The 13,498-nt window shown below is 43.5% G+C and carries 12 protein-coding genes; 2 read left to right on the forward strand and 10 right to left on the reverse strand.

Annotation, left to right across the window (positions count from 1 at the left end; genetic code table 11):
- The first annotated feature begins 25 nt into the window (after positions 1-25).
- Positions 26-3,055, forward strand: a complete 3,030-nt coding sequence (locus QR722_RS16905; RefSeq protein ID WP_286284124.1) for a TonB-dependent receptor domain-containing protein — start codon at positions 26-28, stop codon at positions 3,053-3,055.
- Positions 3,056-3,098: 43 nt separating this feature from the next.
- Here the strand turns inward: QR722_RS16905 and QR722_RS16910 are convergent, their stop codons facing one another.
- Positions 3,099-3,311: a DUF1653 domain-containing protein gene (locus tag QR722_RS16910; RefSeq protein WP_286287716.1), complete on the reverse strand. Its 213-nt coding sequence runs from the start codon at positions 3,309-3,311 to the stop codon at positions 3,099-3,101.
- A gap of 367 nt (positions 3,312-3,678) precedes the next feature.
- Here QR722_RS16910 and QR722_RS16915 point away from each other — a divergent pair, with 367 nt between their 5' ends.
- Positions 3,679-4,632: a transposase gene (locus QR722_RS16915; RefSeq protein ID WP_286284051.1), complete on the forward strand. Its 954-nt coding sequence runs from the start codon at positions 3,679-3,681 to the stop codon at positions 4,630-4,632.
- 358 nt (positions 4,633-4,990) lie between these two features.
- Here the strand turns inward: QR722_RS16915 and dinB are convergent, their stop codons facing one another.
- The 9 genes from dinB to QR722_RS16960 all read right to left on the reverse strand — a co-directional run bounded on the left by dinB (position 4,991) and on the right by QR722_RS16960 (position 13,467).
- Entirely contained in the window at positions 4,991-6,055 is a 1,065-nt protein-coding gene (gene dinB / locus QR722_RS16920; protein ID WP_286284125.1) for a DNA polymerase IV, read from the reverse strand.
- 236 nt (positions 6,056-6,291) lie between these two features.
- Positions 6,292-6,525, reverse strand: a complete 234-nt coding sequence (gene nqrM / locus QR722_RS16925; RefSeq protein ID WP_286284126.1) for a (Na+)-NQR maturation NqrM — start codon at positions 6,523-6,525, stop codon at positions 6,292-6,294.
- 30 nt (positions 6,526-6,555) lie between these two features.
- Complete coding sequence (locus QR722_RS16930; protein ID WP_286284127.1) at positions 6,556-7,584, reverse strand: FAD:protein FMN transferase; 1,029 nt, start codon at positions 7,582-7,584, stop codon at positions 6,556-6,558.
- Positions 7,585-7,654: 70 nt separating this feature from the next.
- On the reverse strand, positions 7,655-8,887 hold the full coding sequence (gene nqrF / locus QR722_RS16935) for an NADH:ubiquinone reductase (Na(+)-transporting) subunit F (protein ID WP_286284128.1): 1,233 nt from the start codon (positions 8,885-8,887) through the stop codon (positions 7,655-7,657).
- Between the two features lie 26 nt (positions 8,888-8,913).
- A complete protein-coding gene (gene nqrE / locus QR722_RS16940; RefSeq protein WP_286284129.1) occupies positions 8,914-9,522 on the reverse strand; it encodes an NADH:ubiquinone reductase (Na(+)-transporting) subunit E in 609 nt (202 codons plus the stop codon).
- A gap of 3 nt (positions 9,523-9,525) precedes the next feature.
- Complete coding sequence (locus QR722_RS16945; RefSeq protein ID WP_286284130.1) at positions 9,526-10,158, reverse strand: NADH:ubiquinone reductase (Na(+)-transporting) subunit D; 633 nt, start codon at positions 10,156-10,158, stop codon at positions 9,526-9,528.
- Between the two features lie 11 nt (positions 10,159-10,169).
- On the reverse strand, positions 10,170-10,925 hold the full coding sequence (locus QR722_RS16950; RefSeq protein WP_286284131.1) for a Na(+)-translocating NADH-quinone reductase subunit C: 756 nt from the start codon (positions 10,923-10,925) through the stop codon (positions 10,170-10,172).
- Positions 10,915-12,123, reverse strand: coding sequence for an NADH:ubiquinone reductase (Na(+)-transporting) subunit B (locus QR722_RS16955; RefSeq protein WP_286284134.1), 1,209 nt, complete (start codon positions 12,121-12,123; stop codon positions 10,915-10,917). The genes QR722_RS16950 and QR722_RS16955 overlap by 11 nt, the downstream gene beginning before the upstream one ends.
- Before the next feature lie 3 nt (positions 12,124-12,126).
- A complete protein-coding gene (locus QR722_RS16960; RefSeq protein WP_286284136.1) occupies positions 12,127-13,467 on the reverse strand; it encodes a Na(+)-translocating NADH-quinone reductase subunit A in 1,341 nt (446 codons plus the stop codon).
- Positions 13,468-13,498: the final 31 nt, after the last annotated feature.

Here is a 13,498-nt window from a genome sequence, read left to right on the forward strand (position 1 = left end):
CTAATTTTAGCCTGAGGCATGAGTCATGCCCAAAACTACAATCACAAAAATGGCGGTGGCCATGAATTGTCATCGCACACGGGAGAACAATATGTTTTTAAACTCCAAACTTGCACACTCTATAAAATTGGCATTCTGCGCGAGTGCTCTGGCTGGTCTTGGCAGTTCGTATGCAGTTGCTCAAGAGACTACTGACACGGCAGCGAATGATGTCGAAAAAATATCCGTTACTGGTAGTCGTATCAGGGCACCTGGTGTGGAATCATCAAGTCCTATATTTTCACTTGGTGAAGAAGAAATAGGCTATTTACAAACCCCTGAATTTGAAAAAATCATTCGTTCTTTACCCTCTACCATTCCAGCCGATGGCGGTAATGTAAACAACGGCACTTCAGGGGCTGCAACCATAGACTTACGTGGCCTTGGTGCTCAACGTAACTTGGTCCTACTTGACGGCAAACGTATGGTGCCGTTCAACTTTAATGGTCAGATAGATACATCCAATATCCCAACCGCATTAATCGACCGGATCGATGTGGTAACAGGTGGAGCCTCCGCCGTTTATGGCTCTGATGCTGTATCTGGTGCCGTTAACGTTATCTTAAAAAACAACTTCCAAGGTGTTGCTATTGATATGAACCATTCGCAAAGTGGTGAAAGCGATGGCGATCAAGACAATTTTTCAGTGACCATAGGGGCGAACTTCGATGACAGTCGCGGCAATGCAGTGCTATCTGTGGCGTGGATGGAAAGAGACCCTGTACTGCTTGGCGATAGAAGCCTAGGGTTATTCGGTATAAATTCTAACTCAGGCTCAGGTTTGACCGAATATCTCAATGGTGAACAAGCTGCTTTGCCGCCTGCCGGTTGCGGTGGGCCCAACGTAGTCGATATTGACGGCAGTGGTTCCACGACCGCTATACCCACCCGCTTTGAATTAATAGGTACAGGGGTAAATGGCCAGTTCCGAGAAGACGGAACTATAGGTGAAAATTGTAGCCTATTTAACTTCAATCCATTCAATTACTATCAAACCCCTGCTGAACGTTACAGTGCTACGGCCCTTGCTCGCTATGAAATAAATGACAAAATCGAGTTTTATTCATCATTTAATTTTACCAATACAACAGTCGTACAACAGGTCGCACCCTCAGGTACATTTGGCACCAGCTTTGTATTACCCCTATACAACCCGTTACTGGGTAACCAAGCGTTGAACTTTATATTAGACGGCGCTAATGGCGCAGTACAAGACGGCTCGTTAGTCAACGGCGGAAGTTGGACAGACGCGAACGCCAACGGTGTGGTAGATACCGAAGATTCAATTGCCGTGCGATTAAGAAGACGGACACTGGAACTGGGTGCCAGAACAGAACGTTACGATTCTGAAATTTGGCAAATAAATACCGGATTACGGGGCAACTTCTACGCTGATTGGGATTTCGACTTTTCTTATCAGTACGGTGAAGCGAACCGCACAACAGTGCGTGGTGGCTACACCAATGTTGGTAACATTAACAATGCCTTAGATACCCGTGATGGCGTTACCTGTGCAGTAGGTGGTAATTGTGTACCGATAGACTTATTCGGTGGATTTGGCACCATTACCCCTGAAATGGCAGCTTATGCTCAAGCCATCGCTTTGCAACAGCAAAAATACGAACAAGAGATCATCGCCTTATTCTTAACCGGACCGATTGATGTTATTGAGCTGCCGACTGCAGGCGCGCCATTGTCAATGAGTTTTGGTTTAGAAAAACGCACCGAAACAGGATTGCTTGAACCTGATGAATGTTTAAAAGAAACACCCGCTAGTTGTCAAGGTGGCGCCGGTGGTAACTTGCTACCCATTAACGGTGGATACAAAGTAGACGAGTTCTACTTCGAAGGTATTTTACCTATATTTGACGGAATGGCATTTGCCGAATCGGTGGATTTGGAATTTGGTTACCGCTCTTCAGATTTTGATACCGTAGGCACGACTGAGTCATGGAAGCTTGGTTTTAACTGGCGTCCCATTGAGCCGTTATTACTCAGAGTAATGCAACAGAAAGCTAATCGCGCACCTAATGTCGCTGAAATAGCATCGCCAGTTACCTCTGGCTTAGACAACGCTGTGTTAGATCCCTGCTCTGTAGCAAACGCCGCAAACATCGATGCCTCACTTCGTCAGCTATGTATTTCTACCGGTATGACCGATGCACAAGTTGGGGTTATTCCAGACATTATTTCCGGTCAAATTAATACTTTCAATGGCAGCGACCCGACCAATCCACCTGGAGCAGAAGAAGCCGATACCTTTACAGCAGGCTTCGTATGGACGCCGGAGTTTGATTGGGCCAACGACTTTACTATTTCAGTGGATTACTATGATATTGATATCCAAGATATTATAGGTACTTTCTCTGCACAGGAGATCCTTGATTCTTGCTATGTTAATGGTGACGTTAACGAATGTTCCAAGATCAACCGAATCGGCGGCGATTTAACTGGCTCAGCCGCTGGGGTTGACCAGTTCACCACAAACCTGAGCTTCTTGCGAGCTGAAGGTATCGAAATTGGCTTTAACTTCAATTTGGATATTGGCGATATGGGTAACTTGGCGTTTTCAGGTAATATTAATAAGTACCTGACTCAGGAATCACAAAGCTCAAACACAGTGCCAGTGCTAGATTGTAAAGGCTATTACGGCACCAGTTGTGATCCCTTGTCTGACCTTCGCTGGATCCAGCGTACCACCTGGTCTTATGATGACTTGACGGTTTCATTATTATGGAGACATATTAATTCGGTAGAAGTGGAGCCCCTTGAACGTGATTTACGATTCGAAGCGTTCAGAAGTATCGAGTCCTATGACTACTTTGATGTATTTGCCAGCTATGCAGCTACCGATAATGTAACTATCACATTTGGCGTAGACAATTTATTGGATAAAGAGCCACCTGTATTGGGTAATGATGTAGGTGATACTAGTTCTAACTCTGGTAATACCTTCCCAAGCAACTATGACGTGTTAGGTCGTATTTATAAAGCCGGCCTAAACTTCAAGTTCTAGAAACACTGCAGTAGTAATTCAAACGGGGCGTTTAGCCCCGTTTTTATTCATTTTCGCTAACAAATGCAAATCGCGGCACAGACTGCCCCTCTACAGTCACCGATTCAGTAAACATTTGCAACGGTCGAACCCATAAGCCACGGGCTCCATACATAGGCCGATAGACCACCAATTCAGATTCATCTTCTGAATGACGAGCCACACCAATAACTTCATATTGATTGCCTTTATAATGTTGATAAATTCCAACTTTAATCACTTCATAACCTCTGCAATAGCACTTAATTGTGGTGACCTTTTTAATCTGTATGCTTGCCAGATTAAAATGAATATATGTAAACAAATTATCAGAAAACTGACCAACATCAGTCCTTTCCAACCCAAAGTGAACAGCAATGCTCCCCGCTAATGCGAGGCTTTATGGCTTATTCTGTGATCTACCACGACTAATTTGTTCCGACCCCTTTATTGTCATGTATTGTCATGGACAGCCACAAACAAATCATACATGGATTGTATTGTCATGGACAGCCACAAACAAATCATACATGGATAGCCACAAACTAGACTCCTAAGAATACCAAATCAGCTATGCTTTAGTATTCTGTTTCAAGGAGTGAATTATGCCACTGGCAAGGAAGCGCCAAATCAGTCTCTCAGACACATCTTACTATCACTGTGTATCTCGCTGTGTTCGACGTGCCTTTTTGTGTGGGGAAGATGAACTGACGGGGAAAACCTATGAGCATCGTCGCCAGTGGGTAGAAGACAGGTTGTTGTTCTTGACTACAGCCTTTGCAATCGAAGTGTGTGCTTATGCTGTCATGAGCAATCATACCCATGTGGTATTGCATGTTAATTGTGACAAAGCAAAACTCTGGTCGGATAAAGAGATTGCGCAGCGCTGGCACATGCTTCACAAGGGTACCTTGCTCTCACAAACCCTAGCAAATAAGCAAGCATCAGTGTTCACCGACGCTGAAAAAATTACACTCCATTCAACCTTGTCGGTTTATCGAAGTCGATTAACCGATATTAGTTGGTTCATGCGAGAATTGAATGAGCCTATAGCCCGGCAAGCCAATCAAGAAGATAACTGTACCGGTCACTTCTGGGAAGGACGATTCAAATCACAAGCTCTGTTAGATGAACATGCATTGGCAGCTTGTATGGTGTACGTAGATTTAAACCCTATACGAGCGAAGATGGCAACCACCCCAGAGTCATCTAAACACACCAGTGTGAAACGCCGTATAAACGATTTTAAGAAAGGTTATCAACCATCTACGTTAATGCCCTTTGTCGGCAACCCTAGGCAGCCACAACCGCAAGGGTTAATGTTCGATTTAATCGACTATATGAAATTGGTTGACCTATCTGGTCGCAGTATTGCACCTAACAAACGAGGCGCAATTGATATTTATGAATCGCCCATATTGCAGCGCTTAGGGCTAGATGAACACACTTGGCAAAATATGTTTTTAGAGTTTGAAACCACGTTTAGCGTGGCTGCTGGGCAATCAGACACCTTGAAACGATACAAGCGAAAACGTCGGCAAAAGAATTCATTAGGCTAACGTCTCTCCTAAAATCACTTTTCATTTCAATCGTTTCTTTTTACAAGAGGCAAGCCTAATCCCACACTAAATTCTTCTCAATAACTCTCATTCGCCAGAAAACGATGATTGCATAGGTATTTACCTAAATTACGAATGCATTAATACTTTTCATCAGCCTACAGTAAAAATTATAGGCCTCAATTTTCACTACCTTAAAAGATCCCTGTCCATATTCGTAGTCTGATAATGAAAGATGCCTGTCCATGTAATAATGATAATGAAAGATGCCTGTCCATGTAATAATGTCCATAATGATTATATAGTCTTTCCAAAGCATATTGCCGATAATCATGATGAAGGAAGAGCTAACTCGTTACTAGTCTTTCCCTTCAAAGGGGAGGTGCAATTGTTGGAATTTAGTTTTTGCTGGCAAGCCTACGTGTAATCCAACCAGTCGAATACCGCGATTTTTGGCACGGCCAAATGCTTCGTCGAGTAAGCCAATAAAAAACGCTTTGTTCAATTCAGTGCATCTGTGTTCAACTGTTGTTTGTTGGAAATCACTAAATTTAAGCTTTATACCCTGACTTTGAATTTGCTTGTTGCCTCGGGCCGAATGCAAGCGTTGTACAAGCTTTGGATACAGCTTCTCTACCATTTCAATACATTCATCTTTGTTTTGAATATCTTCAGAAAGTGTTCGCTCTACCCCTACAGACTTGCGCTCCCGCGATAAACTCAAGTCTCGGTCATCAATCCCATGACTTCTGTTCCAGATCACAGGGCCAAACTTACCGAAACGTTTAACTAGTTGCTCGAGTGGGTAATCACGCACATCTTGGCAGGTATACAAGCCCAAGTTATGGAGTTTCTGTACGGTAACTTTGCCGACACCGGGAATTTTCCCCAGCGGCAAAGCCCGTACAAATCCATCAAGATTGTCTGGGGTAATCACACAAATACCATCAGGTTTATTTTCATCACTGGCAATCTTTGCCACGAACTTACATGAGGATATGCCAGCGGAAGCCGTTAAGCCGGTTTCGGCTACTATTGAGCGGCGTATATCTTCAGCGATTAGAGTTGCACTGCCGCCAAACAACGTACAGTCAGATACATCGAGGTAGGCCTCATCCAGTGACAGGGGTTCAATTTTGTCCGTGTAACGCTCAAAAATTTGGCGAATTTGCTTTGACACCTCGACGTATAATTCCATACGACCAGGTACCAACACCAAGTCTGGGCATAGCTTCAAAGCGTGAGCCGTGGCCATCGCTGACTTAATGCCGAATTTACGGGCGGGATAGTTACAGGTGGATATAACACCTCGGCGCTCTCTGCTCCCGCCAATGGCGATTGGCACATGAACCCATGCTGGGTTGTCACGCATTTCAACCGCAGCATAAAAACAATCCATATCGATGTGAATAATCTTACGCACTAAAATAGCCAAAAGCCCAAATGACTGGGATTATATACAGTAACCGACAATATTACCAATTCAACAACTACATACAAAAACTAGCTAACACGCGTACAGAAAGTGAGTCTTTTTCGAAAGAATACCCACTCCACAGATTGCTATTAGGCTTCACTGTGGCTGTGATGAATAAAGATGCGGGCATAAAAAACGCCTGAGGATTAGGCAGACGTTCATAGGTGAACTAATTAGAAGCCCTAAATTATCTGGTTCTGCTTCCACTCTTGTAATTTTTTCTGTCGTATGGCTTCTCTTTCGAGTCGCGCTTTCTTACGATCACAGGGCTCAGGACAATCACAAGCTTTATCAATACCTAGTGCACCTAGCCCGCCACAACTGCCAGATATTGACTTCTGCTGAACGATATACCCAATGGCCATGGCCAATACCACTACCAAGAAAAAGCCAAAAGCTAAGATGAATGTACTCACAACAATTCCTAACAAGTATGGGCGGTGAAGCTATTGCTTCGCCGCATTAACAAATTGATCAAATCTACCAGTAGTATACGCTTTAAAGGTATTATTTTCTCGGGTAATTAACATCACATCGAGATCGTATTGCTGTGCAATCCGCAAGGCATCATCCTTGCCCATCACATTCAATGCAGTTGCTAATCCGTCCGCCGTCATTGAAGAAGGATGGATAACTGTTACTGCGACTAAATTATGCTGAATCGGCATGCCGCTTCGCGGATCGATAAGATGTGAATATCTGACCCCGTTTTCTTCAAAATAATTTCTATAGTCACCAGACGTCGCTACCGCATTGTTGCCGATGGTTAAGATAGTCTGTACTGCCCGTTCATTGCTAACCGGTTTTTCCACCGCTATACGCCATGGTTGCCCACTGCTTTTAACGCCTGCCACGCGCATTTCCCCGCCAATTTCCACTAAGTAGTCAGTATGCCCTAATGATGCCAATAACTCGGCAACCACGTCCACACCATAACCTTTTGCGATGGTCGATAGGTCGACGTACAGATTAGGAATTAGCTTTGTTGCAGAATCATTGGATACCATAAGCTTATCCAACCCTGTCTGTAACTTAATCTGCTCGACTGTCTGCTCAGAGGGTACTTTGTCGGGACGTGCTTGAGGTCCGAACCCCCATAAATTAACCAAAGGTCCAACAGTTACATCTAGCACGCCTTCACTTAGTTCACCTAATCTTTGTGCTTCTTTGAGTACAAAGATAGTTTCACTTGACAGTGCAAAAGGCTCGCTGCTTTGATGGGCATTAAACAGTGATAATTCTGAGGTTGGGTCATAGGTAGACATTAGCTTATTTACGCGAACCAACAAAGCATCTATTTGACGCTGAGTCTCTGCCGCAGAAGGGCCAATATCAGGGTGGTACTTAACATTATAAGTTGTGCCCATAGTAGCACCGCTTAGATGAATATCTTCAGCTGTGATAGGTTTTTGCACAAAATAAATAATTGCACAAACCACTATCAACAAGATTATCAGTAGTTTTGATTTTGCCATGAACAGTCACTCTTGAACCAAAAAAAGAGGGACATAAATGCCCCTCTACTTTTAACGCTGGTTGTCTTAATTAGCCGCCGAAATCATCCAACATGATGTTTTCGTCTTCTACACCTAATTCTTTCAGCATATTGATAACCGCTGCATTCATCATAGGTGGCCCACACATGTAGAATTCACAATCTTCCGGCGCAGGGTGATCTTTAAGGTAATTTTCAAGCAATACATTGTGGATAAATCCGGTATCACCCGTCCAATTATCTTCAGGCTGCGGATCAGAAAGGGCCACATACCATTTAAAGTTTTCATTTTCCTTTTGCAACATATCAAAATCTTCTACGTAGAACATTTCACGTAGTGATCTTGCGCCATACCAAAAGGTAATTTTACGATCCGTATGGATTCGACGAAGTTGGTCAAAGATATGTGAACGCATTGGCGCCATACCAGCACCGCCGCCGATGAAGACCATTTCAGCATCGGTATCTTTTGCAAAGAACTCACCGAAAGGACCGGAAATCGTCGCTTTGTCACCTTCCTTTAGACTCCAAATATAAGACGACATTTTACCAGCAGGAAGGCTTAGATTATTAGGTGGCGGCGAAGCGATTCGCACGTTCAACATAATAATACCTTCTTCTTCTGGATAGTTAGCCATCGAATAAGCGCGGATAGTTTCTTCTTCAACTTTAGATTCAATATTGAAGAAACCGAAACGCTCCCAATCCCCTCTATATTCATCAGGAACATCGAAGTCACTATATTTAACATGATGAGGTGGAGCTTCAATCTGAATATATCCACCGGCACGAAATGGTACGCTTTCACCATTCGGAATCGCTAATTTAAGCTCTTTGATGAAAGTTGCTTTGTTATCATTAGAAATAACATCACAGTCCCACTTCTTGATACCAAAAACTTCCTCTGGCAATTCAATTTTCATGTCCTGTTTAATCGCAACCTGACAAGATAAACGACAGCCCTCTTTAGCTTCGCGCTTGCTGATGTGATCCAATTCAGTTGGCAGTATTTCACCACCGCCTTCTTTGATATCAACACGACATTGACCGCAAGAACCACCGCCACCACAAGCTGAAGAAACAAAAATGCCCGAATCGGCTAACGCACCCAACAATTTTCCACCTGGTGAGGTGGTAATCGCTTTTTCAGGATCGTTGTTAATTAATATAGTCACATCACCGGATGGGACTAGCTTAGATTTCGCGAACATGATGATAAGTACTAATGCCAATACAATGGCAATAAACATACCTACACCAAGGTAAATTTCAGTTTGGTTCATTTACTATTACTCCTTAGTGCCGTCGCTTAAAGCGCTACGCCAGTGAATGACTGGAAACCTAGAGCCATTAGACCCGCGATCATGAAAACCGAGCCTAAGCCACGAATGCCTTCAGGCATATCAGCATATTTTAATTTTTCCCGTACCGCAGCAAGCAAGGTAATGGCAATTGCCCATCCCAAGCCGCTACCTATACCGTACACGACACTTTCGCTGAAGTTGTATTCACGTTGAACCGCAAAAGCTACGCCACCAAAGATTGCACAGTTAACGGTAATCAAAGGTAGGAATATACCTAGAGCGTTGTACAGTGCCGGGAAGAATTTATCTAAACTCATTTCCAGAATTTGTACTAACGCTGCAATAACCCCAATGAAAGTCAAAAAGTTTAAGAAGCTCAAATCGGCATCAGGAAAACCAGCCCAATCGAGGGCTCCTGGGGCAAGGATATTGACGTAAATAACTTGGTTAACCGGTACTGAGATACCTAGCACAACCACAACCGCAACACCTAAGCCCATGGCTGTTTTGACTTTTTTAGATACGGCTAAGAAAGTACACATTCCAAGGAACAGTGATAGTGCCATGTTTTCGATAAAAACAGAGCGAACAAAAAGACTAAGATAATGTTCCATAAGTTACTCCTTCGGCTCAACTTGTTCTGGACGTATAGTTCGGATAAACCAAATTAAACCACCAATCAAAAAGAATGAACTGAATGGCAAAATTAGCAGGCCGTTACCTTGATACCAACCACCGTTTTGAATCAGTGGCAGGATCTCAAAACCTAAAATGGTGCCGAAACCGGTCAACTCTTTTATGGTACCAATAATAATAAGTACGAAAGAATAACCAAGACCGTTACCAATACCATCAAGGAAGCTCATAAGAGGCGGACTCTTCATAGCATAAGCTTCGGCTCGACCCATTACGATACAGTTGGTAATAATCAAGCCAACAAATACTGACAGCTCTTTTGCCACCTGATAAGAATAAGCCTTCAGGATTTGGTCAACGACAATTACCAAGGAAGCGATAATGGTCATCTGAATGATGATCCGCACACTAGAAGGTATATGGTTACGAATAATAGAGATAAACAAATTCGAAAACGCCACTACCGTAGTCAATGCCAATGACATAACTAATGCGGTTTCTAATTTGGTGGTGATAGCCAAGGCAGAACAGACACCAAGTACCTGTAATGCGATGGGGTTGTTACTTAGAATAGGTCCGAACAAGACCTGTTTCATTTCTTTTACTTCAGCCATTGCCCTAACCCTTATGATTTCCAATTCTGATTTTTCAGATACGGTCCGTAGCCATTCTCACCAGCCCAGTAAACCAATGTATTCTCAACACCGTTACTGGTTAGTGTAGCGCCGGATAGTGCATCAACAGCATACTCGTTATTTGGATTGGCATTTTTTTGAACATCAATGGCTACTTCACCATTTTTGTATAATTTCTTACCATCCCATTTAGATTTCCAACCTGGATTAAGGACTTCACCGCCTAATCCTGGGGTTTCTTTTTGTTGATAATAGACCAATTCACGAATGGTATTGCCATCGCTATCAACTGCTAGGAAGCCATACATCAAATCCCAAAGACCACTGCCATGCACTGGCAAGACTATACGGTCTACAGCACCATTTTCAGTTTTAACAATGTAAACACTGGCAACACTCGAGCGGCGTTGAAATCCAACATTACTGTTTTCAACTTTAACAGTGTATTTAGGATCATTGGCGGCTTTATACATATCAAAGCCGTCTTCGACTTCTACATATTCACCGGTGGCGATATTGATATGACGTTCATCTACATATTTATCGAAGGTACATATCACGTCGCAGTCGGCGGTTACTGCAATACCTGCAGCTTCAAGAATGTTAGTTTGTTTGTCTTTAGCGGCATTGATTTGTTGTAAGTCGCGCAACCCAACAGCAGCGCCAGAAACAATAATCGAACACACTAAACATACGGCGATTACTACACCGAGTGTTTTTCCTAAGGTTTCCTTTTTAGCTGACACGAGCAACCCTCCGCTTGATATTACTTTGCGCCACGAAATAATCGAATAATGGCGCCCACAGGTTGGCAAATAATATTGCTAACATGATCCCTTCTGGGAAGGCGGGATTTAGGACACGGATCATTACCGTCATAAATCCGATTAAAAATCCGTAAGCCCATTTCGCTTTATTGGTAAATGACGCGGATACCGGGTCAGTTGCCATGAAGAAGGTACCAAAGGCTAATCCGCCAATTACCATATGCCAATACCACGGCATAGCGAACATAGGGTTAGTGTCACTGGTTACAAAGTTCAATAGCGAGGCGAAGAATGCAACACCAAGGATTACACCGGCCACAATTCGCCATGACGCGATACGCATATAAATGATGAACAATCCACCTAGCAATATAGCTAAGGTTGATACTTCACCAGCAGAACCAGGCATGTTGCCAAAGAACGAGTTCCACCATAAATCCATGTTGCTGTAATCCATTTCACCAGCAGCGGCTTTACTTAACCATGTCGCACCAGAATAGCCATCTGCAGCAACCCAAATTTGGTCACCAGAGATTTGTGCAGGATAGGCAAAATACAAAAATGCACGTCCTGATAATGCAGGATTCAAGAAGTTACGACCTGTACCACCAAATATTTCTTTTGCAATAACAACACCAAAGGTAATACCTAACGCGGCCTGCCACAGAGGGATAGTCGCTGGTAATGTCAATGCAAACAATACTGATGTAACAAAGAAGCCTTCATTGATTTCGTGTTTACGAATAGAGGCAAATAGTACTTCCCAGAAACCACCAACAATAAATACCGTGGCATACACAGGAACAAAGAAACACGCACCGTAGGCCATCATAGCCATCCAGCCAGTACCAGCCACGCCTAGTTCACCACCAAAGGCGCTAAATAAAGCGGCTTGCCAAATATCAGGCAAGGTACCGGCGCCAGCTAATATTGCCTCATGGGCTTGTGCACCAATGTTATACATGCCGTAAAACATTGCAGGGAAAGTTGCTAGCCACACCATGATCATTATCCGCTTCAAATCGATGCTGTCGCGAACATGGGTGTTAGCTTTATTTACTTTACCGGGTGTATAAAAAATCGTCGCAGCCGCTTCATACAGCGCATAGAATTTTTCGTATTTTCCACCGGGCTCAAAATTCGGTTCAATATCTTCTAAATAGGTTTTTAATCCCATCTCTTAACCCTCTTTTTCGATAGTGGTGAGGCACTCACGCAGAATCGGCCCATAATTGTATTTACCTGGGCACACATACGTACACAATGCCAAATCTTCTTCATCCAACTCTAAGCAACCAAGGGTCTGAGCGCTGTCAGTATCACCTGAGATAAGATCACGAAGTAACAAGGTAGGCAAAATATCCAGCGGCATAATACGCTCGTAATTACCAATCGGCACCATAGAACGATCAGAACCGTTTGTTGATGTGGTCATATTGAATAATTTTTTCGGTGTTAGGTGAGCAATATATGCTCTAGTCACCGAGTGCATGTTGCTACCAGGTGCTAACCAGCCCAAGAATTTCTTCTCTCGGCCTTCATTCAACAAACTGATTTGAGTGTGGTAACGGCCAAGGAAACCGTGTACGCCATGGGCATGAGTACCCATGAGTACGGAGCCAGAAATGATCCGAACATCTTCACCATTCAGTTCATTTTGAGTCAATTGGTCTGTATTTGCCCCTAACAAGGTTTTAACTAAGCGTGGGTTTTTAGCTGCAGGACCTGCAATGGCTACCACACGTTCGTTATTTAGTTGACCTGTGGTGAACAATGCGCCAATCGCCATGACATCTTGGTAGCCAATGGTCCAAACTGTTTTTCCTGCGCCCACTGAATTCAAATAGTGAATGTGAGTACCGGCTAAGCCAGCTGGATGGGGGCCATCGAATTCTTCCACATGAACACTAGCGCTACCAGTAGGTATAGCTGCGCCAGGCGCTTTACATACAAAAACGGTACCAGAGGTTAATGCATTAAGCACTGACAACCCGTTCTCAAAATCAGTAGTTCGTGGGGCGATGATAACTTGTGGATCAGCCGCCAATGGATTGGTATCCATGGCATTGACAAAAATCGACCTAGGTTCAGAACCAATGGCTGGCACTTTACTGTAAGGACGAGTTTTAAACGCAACCCATAAGCCAGACTTGATCAAGTTCTCTTCAACTTTATCCCGCGCTATCGAACTCAGTTGAGTAGCATCGTATTTAGCGAATTGTTCTTGTTCATCACCGTCTATTTCAATCACAACAGATTGCAAAACACGTTTTGCGCCCCGATTGATCTCAACGACTTTACCCGCTGCTGGTGCAGTAAATATTACGCCAGGATTCTTTTTGTCTTCAAAAAGAGGCTGACCTTTCTTCACAACGTCATCCACCTGAACAAACATGGTGGGACGCATACCAACATACTCTTCCCCCAACACAGCCACGCGCGTAACGCTAGGACCATCTTGGATTGTTTGGTTAGGAGCTCCTTCGATAGGAAGGTCTAACCCTTTTTTGATTTTTATCATATGCAACCGCAGTCTTGTAAAAATAAAATTA

It is taken from the genome of Aliiglaciecola sp. LCG003 (assembly GCF_030316135.1).
In the GTDB taxonomy this organism is placed as follows: Bacteria; Pseudomonadota; Gammaproteobacteria; order Enterobacterales; family Alteromonadaceae; genus Aliiglaciecola.

Coding starts and splice junctions, on each gene's coding strand:
- QR722_RS16905 (WP_286284124.1), top strand. CDS start 26: ATGCCCAAAACTACAATCACAAAAATGGCGGTGGCCATGAATTGTCAT.
- QR722_RS16915 (WP_286284051.1), top strand. CDS start 3,679: ATGCCACTGGCAAGGAAGCGCCAAATCAGTCTCTCAGACACATCTTAC.
- QR722_RS16930 (WP_286284127.1), bottom strand. CDS start 7,584: ATGGCAAAATCAAAACTACTGATAATCTTGTTGATAGTGGTTTGTGCA.
- nqrF (WP_286284128.1), bottom strand. CDS start 8,887: ATGAACCAAACTGAAATTTACCTTGGTGTAGGTATGTTTATTGCCATT.
- nqrE (WP_286284129.1), bottom strand. CDS start 9,522: ATGGAACATTATCTTAGTCTTTTTGTTCGCTCTGTTTTTATCGAAAAC.
- QR722_RS16945 (WP_286284130.1), bottom strand. CDS start 10,158: ATGGCTGAAGTAAAAGAAATGAAACAGGTCTTGTTCGGACCTATTCTA.
- QR722_RS16955 (WP_286284134.1), bottom strand. CDS start 12,123: ATGGGATTAAAAACCTATTTAGAAGATATTGAACCGAATTTTGAGCCC.
- QR722_RS16960 (WP_286284136.1), bottom strand. CDS start 13,467: ATGATAAAAATCAAAAAAGGGTTAGACCTTCCTATCGAAGGAGCTCCT.